We start from the raw sequence: 23,049 nt of genomic DNA, 5'->3' as shown, positions 1-23,049 counted from the left end.
CCCCAGCCGTCAGGAGTCCCGCCGTGAGCGCACCGTCCCCCCGCCCGTCCGCCGATCGCGCCGGATCCGGCCGCCCGGCACGCGGCGGTCTGCGCACCACGGTCAAGGGCCCGCTCGTCTTCTCCGCCGTGCTCGGCCTGATCGGCGGGGTGATCGCCGGCATCACCGCCTCCGGCGGCACCCAGAATCCACTGCGCGTCGACATCGCGCTGATCGCCTTCGGCGTCTTCTTCATGACCTCGCTCGTGGTGGTGGCCATGCTGCAGCTCGCCGCGCGCGAGAACCCGGACCACCTCTCCCAGGGCTCCGGTGTGAACCGCTCCTCCGAGGAGATGTTCCGCAAGGCCGCCGCCGACCGCCGCGCCCAGGCCGCCGCCGAGCGCCGCGAGCAGGGCGGCACCGGAGGCGACGCCCCCCGCGCCTGAGCCCGGCGCCTCAGAACCCGAGGCTGCGTGCCTCCCGCCGCAGCGCGTCCGCCGAGGCGTGCAGCGCCCGCATCTCCGCGTCGTCCAGCTCGGGCTGGATCACGCGGGTGACGCCGTCGCGCCCCACCACGGACGGCATGGACAGGGCGACGTCCGAGAGCCCGTGGACGCCGTCGAGCACGGTGGAGACCGGCAGAATGGCGTGCTGGTCGCGCAGGATCGCCTCGAGCAGGCGGGTCGTGGCCACGCCGACCGCGTACGTGGTGGCGCCCTTGCCCTGGATCACCTCGTACGCGGCGTGCACCACGGTGTCCGCCACCTCGTCCAGGTCGGCGCGGGTGAACAGCGGGTCGACCGGCGTCGGCCACTCCAGGATGGGCGTCGGGCCGATGCGCGCCGAGCTCCACGCGGGGAACTCCGTGTCCCCGTGCTCGCCGAGGATGGCCGCGTGCACCGACGACGGGTGGACCTGCGCCCGCGACGCCAGCAGCCACCGCAGGCGGGACGTGTCCAGGAGGGTGCCCGAGCCGATCACCCGGCCGGCAGGCAGACCGGTGAGGCGCTGGGCCACCAGCGTGAGGACGTCCACGGGATTGGTGACGAGCACGATCAGCGCCTCCGGCGCGTGCGCCTGCACCTGGGGCAGCAGGCCGCGCAGGATCTCCACGTTGTGCGCGCCGAGGTCGAGGCGGGTCTGCCCCGGCTTCTGCTTGGCGCCGGCCGTGATCACCACGACCTCGCAGCCGGCCAGGACGTCCGGGTCCGCGCCGCCGGTCATCGCCGACGCGGAGGTGAACGGGGTGCCGTGGGCCAGGTCGAGGACCTCGGCGCGGACCTTGGGCTCGTCGATGTCGTACAGGGCGACCTCGCGGGCGACGCCGCGGATCAGCGCCGCATAGCAGATCGCCGTGCCGACGCCGCCGGCCCCCACGACGCCGACCTTGCGGTGGGCGGGTCCGAGGGACGCGGGGGCGGCGTGCTCGCTCATGCCTCGCAGGCTAGGGGTGTCCGGTCGGCCGACGGAACCACGAGGCCGCCCCGTCCCCCGGCGGGTGGGGCCGGGTCAGTCCTTCTTCTTGTCCGACTTCTTCTTGCCGGCCTTCTTCTCCGCCTTCTTGCGGGCCTTCTTCTCCGCCTTCCTGCGCTCCTTCTTCTCCTTCTTGGTCTCCCGGCGGGGCTCGTCGGCGGCGGCCTCGGAGTCCACGACGGCCTCCGGCGCCTCCGCCTCCTCCGGCCCGGCCGGATCCGCCGCGGGGGCGGACTCCGCCGCCTCGGCCAGCCGTGCCCGGTAGGAGCGCACGTGGGTGCGGTTGGCGCAGTTGGCCTCGTCGCAGAACCGCTTGGACCGGTTCCGGCTGGCGTCCACGAGCGCGTTCTCGCAGTCCTCGCCCTCGCACACGCGCAGGCGGGTCAGCTCGCCGTCCATCGCGGTCTCCGCCAGCGCGAGGGCGGCCATCGCGGCCAGCCGCTCCACCGCGTCGGCGGGGACCTGCGCCGGGGCCAGCCCGACGACGTCGCCCCCGGCCGTCAGCCGCAGCGGCCCGGCCGCGGCGAGGAGGGCGTTCACGCGCTCCACGGCGGCCGCCTCGTCCACGGCGGCGAGGGCCCAGACCTCGGCCAGACGGCCGCGGAGTTCGCGGCCACGCACGGCCGCGGCGGCGGCCAGGCGGAGGCGGACCTCGTCCTCCTGGAGTTCAGGGACGAGGGAGGGCAGCTGCGTGGCGGCGGTGAACCGCTCGTCGGCCGGCTGACCGCCCCGCAGTCCGGGGGCGGTGTTCAGGAACGCGGCCAGGGAGGCGAGGCGGGAGAGCGTCGGCGCGGAGAGCATGGGGAAATCGTACGGCGGGCCCGCCCTCCCGTCACCGGCTTCACGCCGCGTATCGGGTCGCCTCCGGCGCCGTCCCGTCCAGTACCCTGACCCCCACGGACCCCGTCTGCGCGGCGGGGTGCACCCATGGGGCCGGAGGGGCCCCCGAACCAGCACAGGAGACCTCCATGTCCCAGACCTCCCAGGCGACCGGTCGCCTCTCCGCCGGGCACGTCATCGTCAAGACCCTCGAGTCCCACGGCGTGAAGCGCGTCTACTCCGTGCCGGGCGAGTCCTACCTGGACGTCCTGGACGGCCTGTACGACTCGGGCATCGAGAACGTGGTGTGCCGCCACGAGGGCGGCGCCACGTACATGGCCGAGGCCGACGGCAAGATGAACGTGGTCCCCGGCGTCGCCATGGTGACGCGCGGCCCGGGCGCCGCGAACGCCCACGTCGGCCTGCACACCGCGTGGCAGGACTCGACGGCGCTCGTGCTGTTCGTCGGCCTGATCCCGTTCGAGCACCGCGACCGCGAGGCCTTCCAGGAGTTCGACCCGCACGCCTGGTTCGGCACCGGTGCGAAGCGCGTGATGGTCCTGGACCACCCGGAGCGCGCCTCCGAGATCGTGGCCGAGGCCATGTTCGCCGCCAGCTCGGGCCGGCCCGGGCCCGTCGTCGTCGGCCTGCCGGAGGATGTGATCCGCCAGGAGATCGACGCGCACCTGCACCCGCAGATCCCCGTGGCCCCGGGCGGCATGACCGTGGAGGACTGGAAGTCCCTGCACGCCGCGCTCAAGGAGTCCCGCAAGCCGCTGTTCATCACCGGTGGCAACGACTGGACGGACGAGGGTGCGCAGACCCTGACGACGTGGCTGGAGGAGCACAAGATCCCCGCCGCCGCCGAGTGGCGCACCGAGGGCACCGTGCCGTTCTCCTCGCCGTCCTACGTGGGCCCGATCGGCTACGGTCGCCCGAAGCCGACCTACGACATGCTCGAGGAGACCGACCTCATCGTGTTCGTCGGCACCGTGCCGGGCGACGTCGTGACCAACGGCTTCACCATCCGCCAGAACTGGGACAAGAAGAACTTCCTGGTCACCATCGACCCGTCCCTGCGCGGCCGCTCCGGCCCCGTGTCCCACCAGATCGTGGCCAAGCCGGACGTGTTCATCCGCGACCTCGTCCGCATGGAGCTCGAGGTCAAGCCGGAGTGGGAGGAGTGGACCTCCCGCATGCGCGGCGAGCAGGAGAAGTTCGCGGCCCTGCCCCCGGCCGAGCCGTCCGAGGGTCAGGCGAAGATGGCCACCCTCATGGCCAACCTGGTGCCGAAGCTGCCGAAGGACTCGATGATCTCCCTCGGCGCGGGCGAGCACACCAACTGGGCGCACCGGTACTTCCCGACCGAGGGCTACCGCGCCATGATCTCGGCCCGCAACGGCTCCATGGGCTACTCGGTGCCGGGCGCCGTGGCCGCGTCCCTGAACTTCCCGGACCGCACCGTGGTGACCATCGCCGGCGACGGCGAGTTCCTCATGAACGGTCAGGAGCTGGCGACCGCCGCGCAGTACGGCGCGAAGCCCCTCGTGATCGTCATGGACAACCAGGAGTACGGCACCATCCGCACCCATCAGGAGCGCGAGTACCCCGAGCGCGTCTCCGGCACCCAGCTGAAGAACCCCGACTTCGCCGCCATGGCCCAGGCGTTCGGCGGCTTCGGGGTGCGCGTGGAGCGGGACGCGGACGTGCCGGCGGCCGTGGACGCGGCGCTCAAGGCGGTCCAGGAGGAGGGCCGGTTCGCGCTCATCCACCTGATCGTGGAGCAGCGCGTCAAGGCCTACTGAGGCCGGCGGCGCGGTCCCCGCCGTCCCTCCGGTCAGGCCGCCGTCGTGGGGACGTCGAAGCGCAGCTGGGGCACGGGGAAGGGCGCACCGTCGAGGTCCGCCTCGACCCGGTCCCGCAGCACGCCCCCGCACGCACGGATCGTGGCCACGGAGGCGGTGTTCGTCTCGTCGCACGTGAGCAGGGCGGCGGGCACCCCGCGTGCGGCCAGCAGCGTCAGGGCGCCGCGCAGCAGCCGCGCGGCGTGGCCCCGCCGCCGGAACGCGGGGCGCACCGCATAGCCCACGTGTCCGTTGACGTGCCGCAGCGCCTCGTTCAGCTCCCACCGCACGGACACCCGGCCCACCAGCTCACCGTTCTCGTCCACGCCCACGTAGAAGGAGGCGGGCGCGCGGCCGGGCTCGACGTCGCCCCGCGCCTCGGCGGCGAACGCGCGGCGGACCGCGGGGAAGGAGCGAGTGGCCCCGCCGAGGAGGAAGTCGAAGCCCTCCCGATGCAGCTCGGCGTCCGCCTCGCGCGCCGCGATCTCGTCCGCGGCGCGCAGCGGGCGCAGCAGGAGGCCGTCCACGGCGACGGTCGGGCTGGGGTCCGGGCGCATGTGCCGAGTGTAGGGGGGTGGACTCCGGGCGCGGCCGCGTGAGCCGCCCGCCGCCCCAGCCCTCGTGCTTTCCCGCCCCAGCCCCCGTGCTTCCCCCCCCCCCGCGCCCCCCCCGCGCCGTGAGCCAGACGTTTCGGTCGTGATCAGCCCCTGATTGCAGCCGAAACGTCTGGCTCGCGGCACAGCCCCCGGGCCGCCGCGCCCCCCACGACACGAGCAGGGGTGACGTGGATCACGTTCGAGGCTAGGGTGTGGGGACCGACGATCGCCCATCCCCAGGAGGTCGCGATGACCGTGCCGTCCTCGTCGGCGGAGCATGCGCTCGACGCTCGCCCCGAGCTGCCGGGCGAAACCGTGTCCCGCGTCGCCATGACGCCCGCGGCGCTCGAGCTGATCCGCCGACTCCTCCCGATCCACGGCCCGCTCATGTTCCACCAGTCCGGCGGCTGCTGCGACGGCTCCGCGCCCATGTGCTATCCCGCCGGCGACTTCACGACCGGCGCCGCCGACGTCCTGCTGGGCACCTTCGCGCTGCCGGCCGAGGGGGACCAGGCCGCCGTGGAGATCCCGTTCTGGATGTCCGCCGCCCAGTTCGAATACTGGAAGCACACCCACCTCACCCTGGACGTGGTGGACGGGCGCGGCTCCGGCTTCTCCGTCGAGGCGCCCGAGGGCAAGCGGTTCCTGATCCGCTCGCGGTTGATGGCAGGCTCGGGATGAGCTCGACCCTCGCCACCAGCGCCTACCGACGCGCCGTGGACCGGGCCCACGAGTCCCTCGCCTCGGTCCGCCTGTCGCTCGCGCCGTCGTCGCCCACCGCTCCGACCGGCGCGGACCAGGGCCTGCGCGCCGCCCTCCAGGGGCTGCGCCGGGAGGTCCGCGAGTCCTGGCTGCGCTCCCTCGGCGCCCTCACCCCCGTGGTGCCCGGCCAGACCGACCCGGCCACCCTCTCCGACGACGACCTCGCCGCCGCCCGCCGCGACCAGCGCCTCGCCGTGGCCCTGCCGGTGGTCCGCCGCATGCTCATCCAGCCCGCGGCCGAGGCCGGGATGCTCGCCGCGATCGGCAACGCGCGCGGCCACCTGCTGTGGGTCGAGGGCGACCGGACCGCGGTGCGCCACGCCGAGACCATGGGCTTCGTGGCCGGCGCCGACTGGTCCGAGGCGTCCATGGGCACCTCCGCCCCCGGCATCGTCCTCGCGACCGGCGCCCCCACGCAGGTCAGCCGCGGCGAGCACCTGAGCCCGCGCGTGCACCCCTGGAGCTGTTCGGCCGTCCCGCTCACGGACCCGGCCACCGGGCGGCTCGTCGGGGTCCTGGACCTCACGGGCGGCGAGGACGCCGTCAGCCACCTCGCCCTGCCGCTGCTCCAGGCCACCGTGGACGCCGTGCACGCCGCCTGGCGGGACCTGCCCGCCCCGTCCCGGGGCCGTTCCCGCGGCACCGTCCCGACGCCGGGCCCCTCGGCTCCGCCGTCCGCCTCGCCGGGGCCGAGCCCCGCCGCCGCGCCGCACCGCCACGACGAGGCCGCGGGCCTGCTGCGCGTCACCGGCCACCTGCCGCCCACGCTGGACGGGGTCGAGCTCACCGGCCGACACGCCGAGATCCTCACCCTCCTCGCGTGGCACGGCCCGGGCCTGACCGGCGCCGAGCTCGAGGTCGCGCTGTATCCGGAGGAGACCGCCGGGCCCCGGCCCGCGCCGGGCGACGCCCCCGCCCGTGCCATCTCGCTGCGCGCCGAGGTGCATCGACTCCGCCGGGCGCTGCGGGACGTGGGGGCGCCGGTGGAGCTGCTGTCCCGGCCGTACCGGCTCGTGGGGGAGGTGCACGCGGACCTGCTGTGCGCGCGGGAGGCGCTGCGCGCCGGGGACCTGGACCGTGCGCTGCACGCGGCGGCCGGGCCGGTGCTGCCGCGGTCGGCGTCCCCCGGTGTCGCCTCGATCCGCGCGGAGCTGGGGGAGGCGCTGCGCGAGGCCGTCGCCCAGGACGCGGATGTCGACCAGCTCTGGGCCTACCTGGGCCGCCCCGAGGCCCGCGACGACGTCGAGCTCTGGGGCGCCGCCCTGCGTCTGCTGCCGACGGACTCGCCGCGGCGCGCGCTCGCCGTGGCCACGCTCGAGCGGATCGAGCGGGACCTGGCCTGACCCGGCCCGCCCCTCACCCGCGCCCGGCTGCAACCTCCGTGCAACCTCCTTGTGACTAGCGTCACGGCCACGGCAGGGCGCCACCCGGCGTCGAGGCAACCGCAGGCAAAGGAGCCAGCACCATGACCGTCTACGCATTCCCCGGCACCGAGGGCGCCAAGGTCGAGTTCAAGTCCCGCTACGAGCACTTCATCGGAGGAGAGTGGACACCCCCGGTCAAGGGCCAGTACTTCGAGAACGTCACGCCCGTGACGGGCAAGGTGTTCTGCGAGGTCGCCCGCGGCACGGCCGAGGACATCGACGTCGCCCTCGACGCCGCCTGGAAGGCCGCCCCGGCCTGGGGCGCCACCTCGGCGGCCGAGCGGGCGCTCGTGCTGCACCGCATCGCGGACCGCATGGAGGAGCACCTCGAGATGCTGGCGGTCGCGGAGACGTGGGACAACGGCAAGGCCGTCCGGGAGACCCTCAACGCGGACGTTCCCCTGGCCATCGACCACTTCCGGTACTTCGCCGGCGCGATCCGCGCGCAGGAGGGCGGCCTGTCCCAGGTGGACGAGGACACCGTCGCCTATCACTTCCACGAACCGCTCGGCGTGGTCGGCCAGATCATCCCGTGGAACTTCCCGCTGCTGATGGGGGTGTGGAAGCTGGCGCCCGCGCTGGCCGCGGGCAACGCCGTCGTGATCAAGCCCGCCGAGCAGACGCCGGCCTCGATCATGGTGTTCATCGAGCTGATCGCGGACCTGCTGCCGGCCGGCGTCGTCAACGTGGTCAACGGCTTCGGCCTCGAGGCCGGCAAGCCGCTCGCGCAGTCGCCGCGCATCCGCAAGATCGCGTTCACGGGCGAGACGACGACGGGCCGGCTGATCATGCAGTACGCCTCGGAGAACATCATCCCGGTGACCCTGGAGCTGGGCGGCAAGTCGCCCAACGTCTTCTTCGAGGACGTCATGGCGGCCGACGACGCCTACTGGGACAAGGCGCAGGAGGGCTTCACCCTGTTCGCGCTGAACCAGGGCGAGGTCTGCACGTGCCCGTCGCGGGCGCTCGTGCAGGAGTCGATCGCGGAGAAGTTCCTCGACGCCGTCGTGGAGCGGACCTCGCGCATCGTGACCGGCAACCCCCTCGACACGGACGTGATGATGGGCGCCCAGGCCTCCAACGACCAGCTCGAGAAGATCACGTCCTACCTGGACATCGGCCGTCAGGAGGGCGCCGAGGTGCTGATCGGCGGCGCCCGCGCCGAGATGGAGGGCGAACTGGCCGGCGGCTACTACGTGCAGCCCACGATCTTCCGCGGGGACAACTCGATGCGCATCTTCCAGGAGGAGATCTTCGGGCCGGTGGTCTCGACGACCACGTTCACCGACTTCGACGACGCCATGCGGATCGCCAACGACACGCTCTACGGGCTCGGCGCCGGCGTGTGGTCCCGGAACGGCAACACCGCCTACCGCGCGGGCCGGGCGATCCAGGCCGGCCGCGTGTGGGTGAACAACTACCACGCCTACCCGGCCCACGCCGCGTTCGGCGGGTACAAGTCCTCCGGCATCGGCCGCGAGAACCACCTGATGATGCTCGACCACTACCAGCAGACCAAGAACCTGCTCGTCTCCTACTCCGAGGACAAGCTCGGGTTCTTCTGAGCCGACGCCGGCACCGCACGACCCCCCCTCCCCACTTCACGAAAGGTGATCCCCATGACCACGATGAAGGCAGCCGTCGTCACCCAGTTCGGCACAGAGGCCGACGTCACGGAGGTCGAGCGCCCGACGCCCGGCCAGCACCAAGCGCTCGTGAAGCTCATCTCCTCGGGCGTCTGCCACACGGACCTGCACGCGATGGAGGGTGACTGGCCGGTGAAGCCGACCCCGCCGTTCATCCCGGGCCACGAGGGCGTGGGCATCGTCGAGGAGGTCGGACCCGACGTCGAGAACCTCAAGGTCGGGGACATGGTCGGCAACGCGTGGCTGTGGGGCGCGTGCGGCCACTGCCAGTACTGCCGCACCGGGTGGGAGACCCTGTGCGAGGAGCAGATCAACGGCGGCTACTCCATGAACGGATCCTTCGGCGAGTACATGCTCGTGGACGCCCGCTACGCGCCCCTGATCCCCGAGGGCGCGGACCCGATGGAGGTCGGCCCGATCCTGTGCGCCGGCGTCACGGTGTACAAGGGGCTGAAGCAGACCGAGGTGCGGCCCGGGCAGTGGGTCGTGATCTCCGGCATCGGCGGCCTGGGGCACATCGCGGTGCAGTACGCCGTGGCGATGGGCATGCGCGTGGTGGCCGTGGACGTCGCGGACGACAAGCTGGCGCTCGCCTCCCGGCACGGCGCGGAGCTGACCGTGAACGCGAACGTCGCGGACCCCTCCGTGGAGATCCAGGAGAAGATCGGCGGCGCCCACGGCGTGCTCGTCACGGCCGTGCACCCGCAGGCGTTCGGCCAGGCCATCGCGATGACCCGCCGCGGCGGCACCATCGTGTTCAACGGCCTGCCCCCGGGCGACTTCCCCGCGCCGATCTTCGACATCGTCCTCAAGGGCCTGACCATCCGCGGCTCGATCGTGGGCACCCGGCAGGACATGGTCGAGGCACTCGAGTTCTACGCGGCCGGGAAGATCCACCCGACGTTCCACACCCGCCCGCTCACCGAGATCAACGACGTGTTCGACGAGATGCGCCACGGCAAGATCGAGGGCCGCGTCGTCATCGACTACGCGATGCAGGACTGACGTGCCGCCTGGGCATCCGCTGGGCGCGGGGTAGTATCGACACATCACGCGCACCAGTGCGACGGCGGTCGTCCCACCCGGAGATCCGGGCCGGGGCGGCCGCCGTCGTCGTCGCGGGGACGGGGCGGGCCGCAGCGCGCCCGACGCCCGAGCCTCAGCGGGCCGCGTCCGGGGCGACCCCGTCGCGCAGCCACTCCAGCGTGGCCGGCCAGAAGGTCGGCGCGAACCGCGCGTGGAACAGTCCGAAGTGCCCGATCTCCGCGACACCGAGCTCCTCCGGCCGCACCCGCCAGCGCACCGTCCGCCGACCCGGCGAGTAGGCGTCCGCGCGGTCGAGGGCGGCTTCGGTGCCGAAGTCGTCGTCGACGGGCGCCACGATCAGCGCGTCCGCCGTGAACGCGGCCAGACGACGGCGCAGCTCGTCCCGGTCGGCGGCGGTGCGGGCGCTCGCGGTGAAGTCGCGGCGGCTGCGCGCCCAGTCCAGGGCGACCCCGCGCGGCAGGTCCTCGAGCCAGCCGAGCCGCCGCCCCGGGAAGTGCCCGCGGGCCAGCGTGATCACCGGCATCGCCACGTGCCAGCGCGCCCACATCCGCGCCCTCCCCGGCCGCGCCCGGTAGTCCCGCCAGTGGGCGTGCTGCCCGCCGACGGCCACGTGCCGGGCCACGTGACGCGCCTCGTCCGCGAGCCCGATGCCGAACCCGCCGTAGCTGTGGCCCACCGTCAGGAGGGGGCCGGGCAGGCGCGTCCGGGCCCAGCCGAGCACGGCGTCCGCGTCGAGGGCGCCCCAGTCCGCCCACCGCGCCCGCCGCGCCACGGCGAACGGCTCGCGGGACTCCCCGACACCCCGGTAGTCGAACGTGACCGCGTGGAACCCGTGGCTGGCCAGGAACTCGGCGTAGCGCCGGTAGTACGTGGCCTTCACCCCGGTCGCCGAGGCGATCACCACGGTGCCGGCAGGCGAGGCCGGGGGCGTCGTCATGGGGGCCAAGTGGCGGGCCGCGAGCACGAAGCCGTCGCGGGCGCGGAGGCGCACGAGGGTGGAGGTGGTCTGCGTCACGCCGCCACCCTAGGCGCGGGGCGGCGCGACCTGCGACACAGACCTGCGACACAATGGGCCCATGACTGAGACCCCCCAGAGCTCGTCCGGCCAGAGCCGGGACGAGATCCTCGCCCGCCTCGAGGAGATCTACGCGAACGACCCCGCGGTGCGCGAGCACGGCGTCACCCTCGGCGAGGTGGCCGAGGGGCGCGTGGTGCTGCACCGCGACGTCACCGCGGACATGGTGAACTCCCACGAGATCTGCCACGGCGGCTTCCTGTTCCACCTCGCGGACTCGGCGCTGGCGTACTGCGTGGCGACCTTCGGCGCCGCCCCCGTCACCCGGCGCGCCGAGATCACCTACGTGGCGCCCGCCAGGCTCGGCGCGCACCTCGTGGCGACCGCCCGCCAGTCGGTGGAGTTCGGCCGCGACCGCATGATCGAGGTCGGCATCGAGGCGGACGGCCAGCTCGTCGCCTGGTTCACCGGCCACTCCACGAGCCCGCGGGTGCACGCGTGAGCGCCGGGCAGGACGCGACGACGGCCGGGCCGGTCGTCGAGTCGGTGGAGCTGCACGTGGCCGCGGGGGCGGAGGCGGCGTTCGAGGCCGCCGTCGCCGAGGCCGAGCCGCTGTTCCGGGACAAGGGCGCGACGTCCTTCGCACTGTCCCGGCAGGTGGAGGACCCGGCGCACTACCGGCTGCTGATCGGCTGGCGCACGCTCGAGGACCACACCGTGGCCTTCCGCGAGTCCGACTCGTTCCTCGCGTGGCGTGCGCTCGTCACCCCGCACCTGGCGCAGCTGCCGGCCGCGACCCACTGGTCCGCCGTCTGACCCCCGCACCCCCCGCTTTCGTTCGGGAAACGGCGGTCGTCAGCGCGTTTTCGTTCGAGAAACGGCGCGAGGGCCGACCGTTTCCCGAACGAAAGTGCCCGACACGCCGCCGTTTCCCGAACGAAAGTGCGGACGGAGACGGGGTCGGTTCAGAGGTGACGGCCGGCCAACCGCGTGAGGCTCGACTGGATGCCCCTCCCGTTGTCCGCCGGCACCCGCAGCAGCTCGTACGCACGGCGCACGGCCGGCCGGGCCCACGAGTAGTCGAAGGTCTCGGTGACCTCGGTGGTGCCGTCCCCGTTGTCCTGGAACGCCCAGCGCCACCGGTGTCCGCCCGGGTGGGCCCACTCCACGAGCTCGTCCTCGTCCACGGCGGTGGCGGTCAGCGTCATCGTGTACGGCACCCCGTACTTCCGCATGGCCACGCGGAACCGGTCGCCCACGGCCAGCCGGTGCGGCCCGCTCACCTTCGGCCGCACGGTCCCGGACCCGTCCGCCTCGTGATGGCGGTGCGGGTCCGCGAGCATCGCCCACAGCTCGTGCGCCGGCGCGGCCACGGTGGCCCGGTAGGACACCTGGTGCTCGCCGGTCTCCACGCGCTCGGGCCACGCCGCCTGCGGGGCGGCCTGCGGCAGCCCGGACGACGACGGCGCGGCGGCGGACTCGGTCTCGGGGGTGGCGGACGAGGGGGTCGGCTCGGTGCTCATGCCGCCCAGTCTAGGAACCGCCGCGGACACCGGAAGCGGAGGCGACGGCACCCCTCGGCGGGACACCACAGGACTCTTGCCGGGGGCCCGCCCCGGGCCTAGGGTCAGGTCATGGGCGCATGGGGCAGAAACGTCTTCCAGAACGACACCGCGCTGGACATCGTGGACGAGGTCCTCGACGGCACCTTCGACCTGGACGAGTTCCGCAAGAACTTCCGTCGCGACGAGGACGAGGGCCACCTGACCGCGAGCCAGGGCGCCGCACTCCTCACCCTCGGGGCGCTCGTGCGGATCGCCCGGAACGAGGACCACGCGGACCTCGAGGCCCTGCTCGAGCACGCGGAGACGGACGAGGTGGACCTCACCGCCTTCATCGACCAGTTCTCGGACGAGGACGTCGAGACCCTGCGCGAGCTGATCGGCGTGGTCATCCGCGAGCCCTCCTGCTCCGAGCTCTACCAGCTCTGGGAGGAGTCCGGGGAGCTCGAGCAGTGGCTCGAGTACTCCCGCGAATGCCTGCCCTGACCGGCCGGCCGGGCCGGGGTGGACCCGGCCCGCGCTCGGCCCCGCCCCGGCTCAGCGCGCGTAGCGGGTGAGCCGCAGCGAGTTCAGCACCACGAGCACGCTCGAGGCCGCCATCGCGCCGCCGGCGATCATCGGGTTGAGCAGGCCCAGGGCCGCGACCGGGATGCCGAGCACGTTGTAGAGGAACGCCCAGAACAGGTTCATCCGGATGATCCCCAGGGTGCGGCGGCTCAGGTCGAGCGCCTGGACCACCTGGTGCAGGTCGTCGCCCATCACGGTGATCTGCGCGGCCTCGCGGGCCACGTCCGTCCCCGAGCCCATGGCGATGCCCATGTCCGCCGCGGCGAGCGCCGGGGCGTCGTTGACGCCGTCGCCCACCATGGCCACCACGGCGCCCTCGGACTGCAGGCGCGTCACCACGTCCACCTTGTCCTCGGGGCGCACGCCGGCCACCACGTCCTCGGCCGGGATCCCGACGGCCTCCGCCACCTGGGCGGCGACGGCGGCGTTGTCGCCGGTCACCAGCAGCGGGCGCAGGCCCATCTGCCGCAGGCGGGCGATCGCGTCGGCGGAGGTGTCCTTCACGGTGTCCCGGACGGACAGGACGCCCGCCACGCGGCCGCCGACCGCGACCCACACGGCCGTGGCGCCGGCCTGCTCCGCCGCCTCGAACGCGGCACGGTGCTCGGCGGGGATGCCGCCGTCGAGGGCGGTCTCGAGGACGGAGCCGCGGCCGACGGCCACGCGGACCGGATCCGGGCCGGCGGCGCCGTGCGCGCCGGAGCCGAGGGCGCCGTCGTCGTGGGGGAGGGCGACCAGCCCGGACACGCCGCCGCCGGCCGTGGAGGCGAAGTCCGCCACGCCGGGCACGGTCAGGCCGCGCTCCTCGGCGCCGGCCACGATCGCGCGGGCGATCGGGTGCTCGGACCCGCGCTCGACGGCGGCCGCCAGGGTCAGCAGGACGTCGGCGGCCTGGTCCGGCGCCGTCTCGGCCACGAAAGCGCTCCGGGAGGCGCCCGTTTCGGCCACGAAAGCGGGGTCGAGGACGAGCACGTCCGCGAGCGCCATGCGGCCCTCGGTCACGGTGCCGGTCTTGTCCAGCACGATCGTGTCCACGGTGCGCGAGTCCTCGAGCACCTCGGGGCCGCGGATGAGGATGCCCAGCTGCGAGGCGCGGCCGGTGCCGGCCAGCAGGCCGACCGGGGTCGCCAGACCGAGGGCGCACGGGCACGCGATCACGAGCACGGCCACGCCGGCGCGCAGCGCGGACGGCAGGTCGCCGGTCACCAGCATCCACACCGCGAAGGTCAGCACGGCGATCCCGAGCACGATCGGCACGAACACGGCGGAGATGCGGTCGGCCAACCGGGCCACGCGCGCCTTGCCGGTCTGCGCCTCGGAGACGAGCCGCCCCATCTGGGCGAGCGTCGTGTCCGAGCCGACCCGCGTCGCGCGGGCCACGAGCCGGCCCGAGGTGTTCAGGGTGGCGCCGGTGAGGGCGTCCCCGGGGCCGACCTCCACGGGCACGGACTCGCCGGTGAGCAGGGAAGCGTCCACGGCCGAGGTGCCCTCGAGCACCTCGGCGTCCGTGGGCACCTTCTCGCCGGGGCGGATCAGCACGACGTCGCCCGGCGCGAGGGACTCGGCGGGCACCGTGCGCTCGTCGTGGGTCTCGGGGTCGTAGAGGGTGGCCTGGGCCGCGCCCAGGTCCAGGAGGGCCCGCAGCGCGGCGCCGGCCTCCCGCTTGGCGCGGGCCTCGAGCCAGCGGCCCAGCAGCAGGAACGTGGTGATGACCGCGGCCGTCTCGAAGTACAGGCTGTGGTGGGCCATCTCCGCCATGGTCCCGCCCACGTGGGCGGTCATGTCCGGCGCCAGGATCAGCTCCACGGCCGAGAAGGAGAAGGAGACGAGCACGCCCAGGGACACGAGGGTGTCCATCGTGGACGAGCCGTGCCGGGCCGCGCGGAACGCCGCCGAGTGGAACGGCCACGCCGCCCACAGCGCCACGGGCGCCGCCAGGGCGAACGCGACCCAGCCCCAGTGCGGGAACTGCAGCGCCGGGACCATGGAGATCAGCACGAGCGGCACCGTCAGCACCGCCGCGCCGATCAGGCGCGGCTTGAGCACGTCCTCACTCGGACCGTGGGCCATGTGGTCGTGGTGGTCCACGCCGTCATGGTCCGCGGCATGCTCCTCGCCGTGCTCGGAGGTGTGCGCGTGCCCGGCGTGTCCGGCGTGTCCGGCCGGCGGGGCGGGACGGCGCACGGTGGCGCCGTACCCGGCCTTCTCGACGGCGGCCACGAGCTCCTCGTCCGAGACGCCGGCGGGCGCGGTGACGGTCGCCTGTTCGAGCGGCAGGTTCACGGACGCCGTGACGCCCTCGAGCTTGCCCAGCTTGCGTTCGACGCGACCCACGCACGAGGCGCAGGTCATGCCGGTGACGTCCAGGTCGACGCGGCGGGTGGTCTCGGCCGGCGGGCCGGCCGGGGTGGAGGAGGCGGGGTGGGTCATGGGGCTCAGCCCTCCACCAGCGTGTAGCCGGCCTCCTCGACGGCGGCGCGTGCGGCGGCGGGGTCGAGGGGGCCCTCGGAGGTGACGGTCGCGGTGGACACGCCCCCGGCGTTCAGGTCGACGTCCACGGCGGAGACGCCGGCGATCTCACCGAGCTCCTCCCGGACGGAGGCGACGCAGTGGCCGCAGGTCATGCCGGTGATCTTCAGGTCGGTGGTGGTCATCTCGTGCTCCTCGTGCGGTGGTGGGTGGGCGACGGCGCCGGTCAGCGCAGCAGGCGGCCGAGGGCGGCCGTCGCCTCGGCGACCTTCTCGTCGATGAGCTCGGTGCGGCCTTCCGCCTCGGCCTGCACCGCGGCCTCGGCCACGCAGTGACGCAGGTGCTCCGAGGTGAGGTTCAGGCTGAGGGACTGCAGCGCCTTCGTGACGGCGGCCACCTGCGTGAGGATGTCGATGCAGTACACGTCCTCGTCCACCATGCGGTGGAGGCCGCGCACCTGCCCCTCGATGCGGCGCAGTCGCGCCAGGTGCTTCGCCTTGTCCCGGTGGACCTCGTGCGGGGGCCGGTGGCCGTCGCAGGCGTCCGCCGCGGCGGACGGGAGGGGCGAGGCGGCGGCGGGCGCCGTCGTCGTGCTGTCCGTGCTCATACCCCCGTTCTATACCCCAGGGGGGTATAGGTCAAGGGGTCAGCCGGTGCGGGTGTCCGCGTTCGGCAGCGGGGCGGCGGGGGCTTCCCCCAGATCGGCGATCAGGCCGCGGACCTGCAGGTCCAGGGCGTCGCGCACGCCGCGCACCTGCTCGAGGCTCATGCCGCGGATCGACGGCACGGACCACTTCTGCACCTGCGCGCCCTCGGGGATCTCGAACTGATCCACGCCGTCGAAGAGCACCACGATCTCGGCGGCCCGGAGCACGTCCGGGTCCAGGCCCTTGGTGTACGTGTGGTGCAGCGGGATGCCGATCTCGCTCATCGCCTCGAACGCGGTGGAGATGACCTCGCCGGCGGGCTCCGTGCCGGCCGAGCGGGCCCTGACCTCGCCGTGGGTGCGGTTCTCGAGCAGGGCCGCGGCCATCTGCGAGCGGCCGGCGTTGCCGTGGCAGACGAACAGCACACGCGGGTGGCGGGACTCGATGCTGCCCTGGTTGATCGCCCTGGCGCGCAGGCGCGAGGCGGCATGCTGCACCGCGGTGGTCGGCAGCATCTCCGGGTGGCGGCTCGTCGCGGCGAGCTCGGCGTAGGAGTCGAACAGGATCTGACGCACCGTCGCCTCGTCGGCCACGCCGGGGAAGCGCGCCATCAGCGGCCCGACCTCGCGCTCGAGCACGTGCGCGGCCATCCCGTGCGGCACGGGGTCCACCGCGGCGGGGATGTCCGGCGCGGCCGTCGTGTCCAGCGGCATGTCGTCCACCGCCGGTGCGTGATCGGCGTGGGGGTCCGGGGGGATGGGGGCCATGGTGCGAGTCCTCCGGGGAAGGCGGTCGGTTGAACGCGAGGTGAACGGGTGCCCCCACCCTGCGACGTCGGGTGTGCCGGCGCAAGCCCTGGCGGGATCTCTCCGCGCCCGACGACGTCGCTCGCCGCCGTCGTCGGGGTGGCGGCCGAGGCCCGGGCCCGGAGCGGGGGTCCGCCGAGGTGGGAGAGAATGGGGGCCATGTCTGTCCGCTCCCTGCTCCCGGACCTCGGCGCCCCCGCGACCGGGACCCCCGAGGCCGCCGTCCCCCCGTTCGCTCGGGCCGTGCTGTGGGCGCACGGGGACGACGCGTGGCGGGGCGAGGGCGGCTGGACCGTGCTCCTGGACGGCACCGACCGGCTCCGCCGGCTCTCCGCGCTGTGGCAGGCCGCCGTCGCCGGGCGACCGGACCCGACGGCCCCCCTGCGGGGCTGGATCTCCTCGACCTTCGCCGACGACTCGCCCGAGCCCGCGGTCCTGCGCATCCCCGCGGATCTGCGCCGCGCCACGCCGTCCGGCGTGCGAGACGTGGCCCAGCACGTGGACGCGGACGCGCTCGCAGCCGCCGTCGCCGCGGACCGCGGAGCCCGGCTGCTGGCCGACGGCGAGGTGCCCCTGCCCGCCGGCGTCGCCGACCATGCCTGGGACGACGCCGGCTACGCGGCCGGGGTGCGCGAGCTGCTGACGCGGATGGCCGACTCGGGCGGGGAGCTGGCGAAGGTCGTGATCAGCCGCACGATGACCGTCCCCGCGGACGACGCCGACCTGTGGCGGGCGATCGGGGAGCTGCGCCGCGAGTACCCGCAGACCTGGGTGTTCGCCGTCGGCGGGCTGCTGGGCGCCACGCCCGAGGTCCTCGCCACGCGGCACGCGGGGCTCGTGGGCTCGCGGGTGCTGGCGGGGTCCATGCCGCGCGGCGCGGACGAGGAGGAGGACGCCGCGCTGCGGGAGCGTCTGGCCTCTGATCCGCGGCTGGCGGAGGAGCATCGCTGGGCCGCGCGGTCGGTGCTGGACGCGCTGGCGCCCGTCGTCGACCTCGCCGACGACGACCCCGCGCCCACCGTCCTGACCCTGCCGAACGTGCACCACCTGGCCACGTCCGTGCGCGGCCGGCTGCGGGACGGGCGGGGGACCGTGCTGGACGTGGTGGCCGCGCTGCATCCGACGGCGGCCGTCGGCGGGACCCCCACGCCGGACGCGGTGCGGGTGATCGCGGAGGTCGAGCCCGTGGACCGCGGCCGCTATGCGGGCCCGGTCGGGTGGCTCGACCAGGACGGCGATGGCGAGATCGCCCTGGCGCTGCGCTGTGGCCAGCAGGTGCCCGGCGGGGTGCGGCTGCAGGCCGGGGGCGGGATGGTCCCGGGAGCGGTGCCCGAGGAGGAGGTCACGGAGATCCGGGCCAAGTTCCTGCCGATGCGCCGAGCGCTGGGCGTCGCCGAGGACTGAGGCCTCCCGTGCCGCGCCGTGCCGGCCCCGCCACCCGCGCTTTCGTTCGGGAAATGCCGGCGTGTCGCGGTGCTTTCGTTCGGGAAACGGCGCCGCACGCCGGATTCGCGTGGGCGGCGATGGAACGGCGCCCAGGAGCGGAGGTGCCGGATGGCCTCATCAGCAAGGAGCAGTAACGCCGTTTCCCGAACGAAAGCGTCCTGGGGCCCGCCGTTTCCCGAACGAAAGCGTCCTGGGGCCCGCCGTTTCCCGAACGAAAGCGTCCGGGGAGGCGAGAAGACCCGCCGGCCACGGCCCCTCGCGGGGCGGGCCGACGGGTCGTCGCGTCGGTATGGGGGATCAGGCGGCGACGGCCATGGCCTCGTGGGCCGGCGTCGCGGCCTGGAGGCGGCGGGTGGCCTCGCGCTCGGCGAGGGCCGGCAGGAAGGTGGTGATGCGGGCGCCGCGCTTGAGGTCGGCGACGACCTCGCGGACGACCGAGCGGACGGTCTCGGCGGTGACGGTGCCCTCGAAGCGGCGGAGGAGGGTCTCCTCGACGCGCTGGAGCACGTGGCGCTGCATGAGGGGGCTCGGGGTGGCGGGCAGGTGGTGGCTGGTCGTGTTGATGCTCACGGTGAGCACCTCCTTCGGTTGCCGGACCATGAGTCCGGCGGATCGTCGCGGCGGGGCCGCGGGTGATGGGTTCGGTGGAGTCCCAACCTCGCGTTCCGTAAACGCTAGGTGAACTGCTTGTGAACAAGTTTACAGATTTCCTCCCGGAGTGCAACTCCGTGTTCACCAACGTGACCTGTGACACCCTGTTGCGCCCGCCTGTATGCCGCGAAATCGGCGCCATCACGCTACTTTCGTGTCGAGGCGCCACGAGCGCCAGGCGGACAGCTAGGTGAACAGAAGGTGAACAGCGCCGTTCATCTTCGCCCCCTGCCCCTCTGCCCGGCCCGGTGCGAGGCTGGGACCATGCGCCCCGACCGCCGCTCCGCCCCGACCTCTGCGGCCGCCCTCGCCCGCGAGGCCGTGATCCTCGCCGGCGCCGGCGCGGCGATCCTGCTCCAGGTGGCGCACCGGCCGGTGGGGGCCGGCGTCGCCGTCCACTCCCGGTTCACCGAGGACCCGATGCGCCGGCTCCGCCACACGCTCGCCTACATCTACGCGGTCACCCTCCCCGAGGCCGCGTCGTTGCGAGACGCGGTCGTCGACCGGGTGCGGGCGGCGCACCGCCCGGTCCGCGGGGTCGACGCCGGAGGCCACCCCTACGACGCCGCCGACCCGGACGCCCAGCTCTGGGTGGCCGCCACCCTCTACGCGATGGGGGAGCAGGTGCGCCGCCGGATGTGGGGCGCCCTCGACGCCGAGGACGCCGACCGCCTCTACCGCGGGTACGCCCCGCTCGCCACGAGCCTGGAGGTCCCCGCCTCCGCCTGGCCGGTCGACCGCGCGGCGTTCGCGGACTACTGGGACGACCGGGTGGCCCGGCTCGAGGTCACGGACGACGCGCGGCGGATCGCCGCCGACCTGTTCTCCGGCCAGGGCGTCCCCGCGCCGCTGCGGGCGGCCCTGCCCCTGGCCCGGTTCGTCACCGCCGGCCTCCTCCCGGGGCGCGTGCGCGCCGGCCTCGGCTGGTCCTGGACCGGGCGGGACTCCGTCCGGGAGGCACGCCTCTGGGGGCTGGCGCGGACCCTGTACCGGCCGCTGCCGGCGAGGGTGCGCGGCGTCGTCGTCCGCTGGGTCCTGCGGGGGCTGCCCCGGATGCCGGGGCCGCGCGGCGCCGTCGACGTGGAGGCGACCCGCCGCGAAGTCCGCCCCGTCTGGGAGAATGGTGCCGATGTCTGACTACCAGCCCCGCCGCCCCGGATCGAAGCCCACCCCGAACCGCCAGAGGGACCGCGCCGGCAAGCCGGCCCTCGGCCGCCCCGAGCGCGGCCTGATCGACGAGTCCGAGGCGCGCCAGCTCGCCGAGGACCGAGAGCGCATGCGCCGCGCCGGCGTCGGCCACCAGCTCTCCGCGCCCAAGCGCCGCGAGGCCGCCACCGCCGAGCGCCCCCAGGTGATGCCGAAGACCGAGGGCTGGACCCAGCCGATGGGCCCGGACGGCCGACCGCAGCTGCAGTTCAAGCAGCCGCGCGTCTCCCAGCCGCCCACCCACCTGGCCGACCTCACGCTGAAGGAACGGCAGGAGAAGGCCAAGGAGATCGGGCTGCCGGCGTTCCGCGCCAAGCAGCTCTCGGTGCACTACTTCGAGCACTACACCACCGATCCGGAGCAGATGACGGACCTGCCCAAGGACAAGCGGGAGGCGATCGCGGAGGCGTTCTTCCCGCCGCTGCTCACCGAGGTCCGGCGCATGGAGACCGACCGCGGGGACACCGTCAAGTTCCTGTGGCGGCTGTTCGACGGCGCGCTCGTGGAGTCCGTGCTCATGCGGTACCCCGGCCGCGTGACGCTGTGCGTGTCCAGCCAGGCCGGCTGCGGGATGAACTGCCCGTTCTGCGCCACGGGCCAGGCCGGGCTGACCCGCAACATGTCCACGGCGGAGATCGTGGAGCAGATCGTGCTGGCCAACCAGGTGATCGCCCAGGGCGGACTGGGCGGCAAGCGCAAGGACGGCGGGCACGACGCCGACCGCGTCACCAACGTCGTGTTCATGGGCATGGGTGAGCCCCTGGCCAACTACAAGCGCGTGATGGCCGCCGTGCACCGCATGGTGGACCCCTCGCCCGAGGGCCTGGGCATGTCCGCGCGGAACATCACGCTGTCCACCGTGGGCCTGGTGCCGGCCATCCGAAAGCTGGCCGAGGAGGGCGTGCCGCTGACGTTCGCGCTGTCCCTGCACGCGCCGGACGACGAGCTGCGCGACGAGCTGATCCCGGTGAACTCGCGCTGGAAGGCAGACGAGGCGATCGACGCCGCGTACGACTACTTCGTGGCCACCGGCCGCCGGGTGTCCATCGAGTACGCGCTCATCAAGGACATGAACGACCACGCGTGGCGTGCCGACCTGCTGGCCAAGAAGCTCAACGCCCGTGGCAAGGGCTGGGTGCACGTGAACCCGATCCCGCTGAACCCGACGCCGGGCTCCATCTGGACGGCCTCGGAGAAGGACGTGACGCGCGAGTTCGTGGACCGGCTCAACGCCGCCGGCATCCCCACCACCCTGCGCGACACCCGCGGCAAGGAGATCGACGGCGCGTGCGGCCAGCTGGCGGCCGAGGACGTCGACTGACCCGCCGAGGCCCCTCGCGCGGCGCTCACCGGCCCGTCCTCGGGCAAGCCGCGGGGCCGGCGTCGGGGAGCGCCGTCAGAAGCGAACGGTCTCGCTGTCGCCCGGCTCGGCGGTCCCGCCGGTGACCTTGGCCTTCACCATCTCGACGGCGGTGGCCACCGCGCCCGGGGACTCCCAGAACTGGGCGGTGTTCACGTCCACGCGCACGAGCACGATCTGCGGATCCTCGGGGCTCGAGCCCTCACCGAAGAACGCCTCGGTGGCGGAGTTCCAGAACTCCTTCTTGCGGGCGTCGTCGCGGACGAGCTGACCGTGGCCCGCGAGGGAGGCCCAGAAGTCCTTGTCCTGGACGGCGACGTTGACCGGGCGCTGCGGGGCGTCCGCGGCGACGTCGGAGGTGGAGCGCGTCATGAACCAGAGCGTGCCGCCGTCCTCGGCCTGCTGCAGGCCCATCGGGCGGGTGACGAGCGTGCCGTCCGCCTCGGCGGTGGTCAGCATGCAGACGTGCACCTTCGCGAGCTTCTCGAGCAGATGGGTGCGGGGATCCTGGGTGCCCATGGCGTGACTCCTTCGTCGTCGGGTGCCGGCGCCCTGATGCGGCCACCGGCTCGTCGAACCGACCCTAGGCCCGACCGGCCGGGTCCTGACCAGCGCTCAGCGGCGCACAGCCGCGGCGAGCCAGTCGACGGCGAGGGCGTAGCCCTGGACGCCCGCCCCGGCGATCACGACGTCGGCGACGGCGGAGACGTGCGAGTGGTGTCGGAACGCCTCGCGCCGGTGGACGTTGGAGATGTGCACCTCGGCGATCGGCCGGTCGACGGCGGCGAGGGCATCGCGGATCGCGACGGAGGTGTGCGAGTACGCGGCCGGGTTGATGAGGACACCCCCGTGGGAGGTGCGGGCCTCCTGGATCCAGTCGACGAGCTCGCCCTCGTGGTTGGACTGTCGGAAGTCCACGGTCAGCCCGTGCTCGGCCGCGCGGGCCTCGGTGAGCGCGCGGACGTCGTCGAGGGTGGCCGTGCCGTAGACCTCGGGCTCGCGGGTGCCGAGCAGGTTCAGGTTGGGGCCGTTGAGCACGAGCAGGGGCAGGGCGGTAGTGGCGGTCATGCGGTCAGTCTAGGAAGCGACGACGACGGCTCCCGTCTCGGCCACGACAGTGCGTGGAAGGCGCCCGTTTCCCGAACGAAAGTGCTGGGACACGCCGCCGTTTCCCGAACGAAAGCGGGGTGGGGCGGAATAGGTGCCGCGGGGCGTCCGTTGTGGTCGGCAGGACGATCGCCGGCGTGAGCGCGTCGGCCCCGCTGACGAAAGGACCCACCGTGGCCACCAAGGACCTGACCCTCGAGGAGTTCGGCTCCACCGTCGCCGAGAACGACACCGTGCTCGTGGACTTCTGGGCCGGCTGGTGCGGCCCGTGCCGCCAGTTCGCCCCCGTGTTCGAGGCCGCCTCGGAGAAGCACGAGGACGTCGTGTTCGCCAAGGTCGACACGGAGGACCAGCAGCAGCTGGCGGCGATGGCCGGCATCACCTCCATCCCCACGCTCATGGCCTTCCGCGGCGGTGTGCTCGTGTTCTCCCAGGCCGGCGCCCTGCCGGGCACCGCGCTCGAGCAGCTGCTCGACCAGGTCAAGGGCCTCGACGTCGCGGAGGTCCGCCGCATGGCCGAGGAGCAGCAGGGCCAGCAGGGCGACGCCGAGCCGGCGCAGGACGAGGCCGTGCAGTCCACCGCCGCCCACCTCGACGACGTCAACGGCCGCTGACGGCCCGCG

Annotated in this window: 25 protein-coding genes; 13 read left to right on the top strand and 12 right to left on the bottom strand. The window is 73.9% G+C overall.

What is annotated here, in order from left to right; translation table 11 throughout:
• The first annotated feature begins 23 nt into the window (after positions 1 to 23).
• Positions 24 to 425 (top strand): hypothetical protein, encoded by a 402-nt coding sequence (locus tag J1M37_RS09825; protein ID WP_049144854.1) that lies wholly within the window; start codon positions 24 to 26, stop codon positions 423 to 425.
• 10 nt (positions 426 to 435) lie between these two features.
• On the opposite strand, the gene J1M37_RS09820 is transcribed toward J1M37_RS09825, so the two are convergent.
• The gene (locus J1M37_RS09820; protein ID WP_206452526.1) at positions 436 to 1,413 is read right to left on the bottom strand and encodes an L-lactate dehydrogenase; all 978 of its coding nucleotides are present in this window, start codon (positions 1,411 to 1,413) and stop codon (positions 436 to 438) included.
• Positions 1,414 to 1,488: 75 nt separating this feature from the next.
• Positions 1,489 to 2,253 (bottom strand): CGNR zinc finger domain-containing protein, encoded by a 765-nt coding sequence (locus tag J1M37_RS09815; protein WP_049144857.1) that lies wholly within the window; start codon positions 2,251 to 2,253, stop codon positions 1,489 to 1,491.
• Between the two features lie 167 nt (positions 2,254 to 2,420).
• Between J1M37_RS09815 and J1M37_RS09810 the strand changes: the two genes are divergently transcribed.
• The gene (locus tag J1M37_RS09810) at positions 2,421 to 4,076 is read left to right on the top strand and encodes a thiamine pyrophosphate-dependent enzyme (RefSeq protein ID WP_049144858.1); all 1,656 of its coding nucleotides are present in this window, start codon (positions 2,421 to 2,423) and stop codon (positions 4,074 to 4,076) included.
• Between the two features lie 32 nt (positions 4,077 to 4,108).
• On the opposite strand, the gene J1M37_RS09805 is transcribed toward J1M37_RS09810, so the two are convergent.
• Positions 4,109 to 4,672, bottom strand: a complete 564-nt coding sequence (locus J1M37_RS09805; protein WP_049144860.1) for a GNAT family N-acetyltransferase — start codon at positions 4,670 to 4,672, stop codon at positions 4,109 to 4,111.
• 288 nt (positions 4,673 to 4,960) lie between these two features.
• Here J1M37_RS09805 and J1M37_RS09800 point away from each other — a divergent pair, with 288 nt between their 5' ends.
• The 4 genes from J1M37_RS09800 to adhP all read left to right on the top strand — a co-directional run bounded on the left by J1M37_RS09800 (position 4,961) and on the right by adhP (position 9,548).
• Complete coding sequence (locus tag J1M37_RS09800; protein WP_036316759.1) at positions 4,961 to 5,392, top strand: DUF779 domain-containing protein; 432 nt, start codon at positions 4,961 to 4,963, stop codon at positions 5,390 to 5,392.
• Positions 5,389 to 6,816 (top strand): helix-turn-helix domain-containing protein, encoded by a 1,428-nt coding sequence (locus J1M37_RS09795; protein WP_206452525.1) that lies wholly within the window; start codon positions 5,389 to 5,391, stop codon positions 6,814 to 6,816. The genes J1M37_RS09800 and J1M37_RS09795 overlap by 4 nt, the downstream gene beginning before the upstream one ends.
• Positions 6,817 to 6,938: 122 nt before the next feature.
• Positions 6,939 to 8,462, top strand: coding sequence for an acetaldehyde dehydrogenase ExaC (gene exaC, locus J1M37_RS09790; protein ID WP_206452524.1), 1,524 nt, complete (start codon positions 6,939 to 6,941; stop codon positions 8,460 to 8,462).
• A gap of 54 nt (positions 8,463 to 8,516) precedes the next feature.
• Positions 8,517 to 9,548, top strand: a complete 1,032-nt coding sequence (gene adhP / locus J1M37_RS09785) for an alcohol dehydrogenase AdhP (protein WP_159833581.1) — start codon at positions 8,517 to 8,519, stop codon at positions 9,546 to 9,548.
• A 154-nt stretch (positions 9,549 to 9,702) separates the two neighbouring features.
• On the opposite strand, the gene J1M37_RS09780 is transcribed toward adhP, so the two are convergent.
• Positions 9,703 to 10,605: an alpha/beta fold hydrolase gene (locus J1M37_RS09780; RefSeq protein ID WP_206452523.1), complete on the bottom strand. Its 903-nt coding sequence runs from the start codon at positions 10,603 to 10,605 to the stop codon at positions 9,703 to 9,705.
• A 61-nt stretch (positions 10,606 to 10,666) separates the two neighbouring features.
• On the opposite strand from J1M37_RS09780, the gene J1M37_RS09775 reads away from it, so the two are divergent.
• A complete protein-coding gene (locus J1M37_RS09775) occupies positions 10,667 to 11,107 on the top strand; it encodes a hotdog fold thioesterase (protein WP_020624653.1) in 441 nt (146 codons plus the stop codon).
• Entirely contained in the window at positions 11,104 to 11,421 is a 318-nt protein-coding gene (locus J1M37_RS09770; protein ID WP_206452522.1) for an antibiotic biosynthesis monooxygenase, read from the top strand. Before J1M37_RS09775 ends, J1M37_RS09770 begins: the two co-directional genes overlap by 4 nt.
• A 149-nt stretch (positions 11,422 to 11,570) precedes the next feature.
• On the opposite strand, the gene J1M37_RS09765 is transcribed toward J1M37_RS09770, so the two are convergent.
• Positions 11,571 to 12,128: an SRPBCC family protein gene (locus tag J1M37_RS09765; protein ID WP_144819170.1), complete on the bottom strand. Its 558-nt coding sequence runs from the start codon at positions 12,126 to 12,128 to the stop codon at positions 11,571 to 11,573.
• 111 nt (positions 12,129 to 12,239) lie between these two features.
• On the opposite strand from J1M37_RS09765, the gene J1M37_RS09760 reads away from it, so the two are divergent.
• Complete coding sequence (locus J1M37_RS09760; RefSeq protein WP_036316745.1) at positions 12,240 to 12,653, top strand: DUF4259 domain-containing protein; 414 nt, start codon at positions 12,240 to 12,242, stop codon at positions 12,651 to 12,653.
• Between the two features lie 51 nt (positions 12,654 to 12,704).
• On the opposite strand, the gene J1M37_RS09755 is transcribed toward J1M37_RS09760, so the two are convergent.
• Genes J1M37_RS09755 through J1M37_RS09740 form a run of 4 tightly spaced genes read right to left on the bottom strand, consistent with a single transcriptional unit; the run spans position 12,705 to position 16,617 of the window.
• On the bottom strand, positions 12,705 to 15,164 hold the full coding sequence (locus tag J1M37_RS09755) for a heavy metal translocating P-type ATPase (RefSeq protein WP_206452521.1): 2,460 nt from the start codon (positions 15,162 to 15,164) through the stop codon (positions 12,705 to 12,707).
• A 5-nt stretch (positions 15,165 to 15,169) separates the two neighbouring features.
• Positions 15,170 to 15,388, bottom strand: a complete 219-nt coding sequence (locus J1M37_RS09750) for a heavy-metal-associated domain-containing protein (RefSeq protein ID WP_041103399.1) — start codon at positions 15,386 to 15,388, stop codon at positions 15,170 to 15,172.
• 41 nt (positions 15,389 to 15,429) lie between these two features.
• The gene (locus J1M37_RS09745) at positions 15,430 to 15,810 is read right to left on the bottom strand and encodes a metal-sensitive transcriptional regulator (RefSeq protein ID WP_206452520.1); all 381 of its coding nucleotides are present in this window, start codon (positions 15,808 to 15,810) and stop codon (positions 15,430 to 15,432) included.
• Between the two features lie 39 nt (positions 15,811 to 15,849).
• Entirely contained in the window at positions 15,850 to 16,617 is a 768-nt protein-coding gene (locus J1M37_RS09740) for an arsenate-mycothiol transferase ArsC (RefSeq protein WP_206452519.1), read from the bottom strand.
• 198 nt (positions 16,618 to 16,815) lie between these two features.
• Here J1M37_RS09740 and J1M37_RS09735 point away from each other — a divergent pair, with 198 nt between their 5' ends.
• Complete coding sequence (locus J1M37_RS09735; RefSeq protein WP_206452518.1) at positions 16,816 to 18,060, top strand: isochorismate synthase; 1,245 nt, start codon at positions 16,816 to 16,818, stop codon at positions 18,058 to 18,060.
• 339 nt (positions 18,061 to 18,399) lie between these two features.
• Here the strand turns inward: J1M37_RS09735 and J1M37_RS09730 are convergent, their stop codons facing one another.
• On the bottom strand, positions 18,400 to 18,672 hold the full coding sequence (locus tag J1M37_RS09730) for a three-helix bundle dimerization domain-containing protein (protein ID WP_081091283.1): 273 nt from the start codon (positions 18,670 to 18,672) through the stop codon (positions 18,400 to 18,402).
• 345 nt (positions 18,673 to 19,017) lie between these two features.
• On the opposite strand from J1M37_RS09730, the gene J1M37_RS09725 reads away from it, so the two are divergent.
• Together J1M37_RS09725 and rlmN are read left to right on the top strand one after the other, a co-directional pair.
• A complete protein-coding gene (locus J1M37_RS09725) occupies positions 19,018 to 19,890 on the top strand; it encodes an oxygenase MpaB family protein (RefSeq protein WP_049145769.1) in 873 nt (290 codons plus the stop codon).
• Complete coding sequence (rlmN, locus tag J1M37_RS09720) at positions 19,883 to 21,280, top strand: 23S rRNA (adenine(2503)-C(2))-methyltransferase RlmN (protein WP_036384305.1); 1,398 nt, start codon at positions 19,883 to 19,885, stop codon at positions 21,278 to 21,280. The genes J1M37_RS09725 and rlmN overlap by 8 nt, the downstream gene beginning before the upstream one ends.
• 75 nt (positions 21,281 to 21,355) lie before the next feature.
• Here the strand turns inward: rlmN and J1M37_RS09715 are convergent, their stop codons facing one another.
• Positions 21,356 to 21,838 (bottom strand): pyridoxamine 5'-phosphate oxidase family protein, encoded by a 483-nt coding sequence (locus tag J1M37_RS09715; RefSeq protein WP_036316730.1) that lies wholly within the window; start codon positions 21,836 to 21,838, stop codon positions 21,356 to 21,358.
• 96 nt (positions 21,839 to 21,934) lie between these two features.
• Positions 21,935 to 22,387, bottom strand: coding sequence for a type II 3-dehydroquinate dehydratase (aroQ, locus tag J1M37_RS09710; RefSeq protein WP_206452517.1), 453 nt, complete (start codon positions 22,385 to 22,387; stop codon positions 21,935 to 21,937).
• A gap of 212 nt (positions 22,388 to 22,599) precedes the next feature.
• On the opposite strand from aroQ, the gene trxA reads away from it, so the two are divergent.
• Positions 22,600 to 23,040 carry a thioredoxin gene (trxA, locus tag J1M37_RS09705; protein ID WP_049145764.1) on the top strand — a complete coding sequence of 147 codons (441 nt, stop codon included), beginning with the start codon at positions 22,600 to 22,602 and terminating at the stop codon, positions 23,038 to 23,040.
• Positions 23,041 to 23,049: the final 9 nt, after the last annotated feature.

Origin of the sequence: Micrococcus sp. KRD012, from assembly GCF_017168555.1 — a bacterium.
GTDB classification, from domain to species: Bacteria; Actinomycetota; Actinomycetes; order Actinomycetales; family Micrococcaceae; genus Micrococcus; species Micrococcus luteus.
The sequence above is the reverse complement of the archived record's forward strand: the minus strand, read 5'-3'. Positions and strand labels throughout refer to the sequence as shown.

Excerpts from the sequence above, each read along its gene's own strand:
- J1M37_RS09805 (WP_049144860.1), bottom strand. The coding sequence starts at position 4,672 with ATGCGCCCGGACCCCAGCCCGACCGTCGCCGTGGACGGCCTCCTGCTG.
- J1M37_RS09715 (WP_036316730.1), bottom strand. The coding sequence starts at position 21,838 with ATGGGCACCCAGGATCCCCGCACCCATCTGCTCGAGAAGCTCGCGAAG.
- aroQ (WP_206452517.1), bottom strand. The coding sequence starts at position 22,387 with ATGACCGCCACTACCGCCCTGCCCCTGCTCGTGCTCAACGGCCCCAAC.
- J1M37_RS09795 (WP_206452525.1), top strand. The coding sequence starts at position 5,389 with ATGAGCTCGACCCTCGCCACCAGCGCCTACCGACGCGCCGTGGACCGG.
- J1M37_RS09740 (WP_206452519.1), bottom strand. The coding sequence starts at position 16,617 with ATGGCCCCCATCCCCCCGGACCCCCACGCCGATCACGCACCGGCGGTG.
- J1M37_RS09810 (WP_049144858.1), top strand. The coding sequence starts at position 2,421 with ATGTCCCAGACCTCCCAGGCGACCGGTCGCCTCTCCGCCGGGCACGTC.
- J1M37_RS09750 (WP_041103399.1), bottom strand. The coding sequence starts at position 15,388 with ATGACCACCACCGACCTGAAGATCACCGGCATGACCTGCGGCCACTGC.
- J1M37_RS09760 (WP_036316745.1), top strand. The coding sequence starts at position 12,240 with ATGGGCGCATGGGGCAGAAACGTCTTCCAGAACGACACCGCGCTGGAC.
- J1M37_RS09735 (WP_206452518.1), top strand. The coding sequence starts at position 16,816 with ATGTCTGTCCGCTCCCTGCTCCCGGACCTCGGCGCCCCCGCGACCGGG.
- J1M37_RS09820 (WP_206452526.1), bottom strand. The coding sequence starts at position 1,413 with ATGAGCGAGCACGCCGCCCCCGCGTCCCTCGGACCCGCCCACCGCAAG.
- J1M37_RS09800 (WP_036316759.1), top strand. The coding sequence starts at position 4,961 with ATGACCGTGCCGTCCTCGTCGGCGGAGCATGCGCTCGACGCTCGCCCC.
- rlmN (WP_036384305.1), top strand. The coding sequence starts at position 19,883 with ATGTCTGACTACCAGCCCCGCCGCCCCGGATCGAAGCCCACCCCGAAC.
- J1M37_RS09765 (WP_144819170.1), bottom strand. The coding sequence starts at position 12,128 with ATGAGCACCGAGCCGACCCCCTCGTCCGCCACCCCCGAGACCGAGTCC.
- J1M37_RS09725 (WP_049145769.1), top strand. The coding sequence starts at position 19,018 with ATGCGCCCCGACCGCCGCTCCGCCCCGACCTCTGCGGCCGCCCTCGCC.
- J1M37_RS09745 (WP_206452520.1), bottom strand. The coding sequence starts at position 15,810 with ATGAGCACGGACAGCACGACGACGGCGCCCGCCGCCGCCTCGCCCCTC.
- exaC (WP_206452524.1), top strand. The coding sequence starts at position 6,939 with ATGACCGTCTACGCATTCCCCGGCACCGAGGGCGCCAAGGTCGAGTTC.
- J1M37_RS09775 (WP_020624653.1), top strand. The coding sequence starts at position 10,667 with ATGACTGAGACCCCCCAGAGCTCGTCCGGCCAGAGCCGGGACGAGATC.
- adhP (WP_159833581.1), top strand. The coding sequence starts at position 8,517 with ATGACCACGATGAAGGCAGCCGTCGTCACCCAGTTCGGCACAGAGGCC.
- J1M37_RS09755 (WP_206452521.1), bottom strand. The coding sequence starts at position 15,164 with ATGACCCACCCCGCCTCCTCCACCCCGGCCGGCCCGCCGGCCGAGACC.
- J1M37_RS09815 (WP_049144857.1), bottom strand. The coding sequence starts at position 2,253 with ATGCTCTCCGCGCCGACGCTCTCCCGCCTCGCCTCCCTGGCCGCGTTC.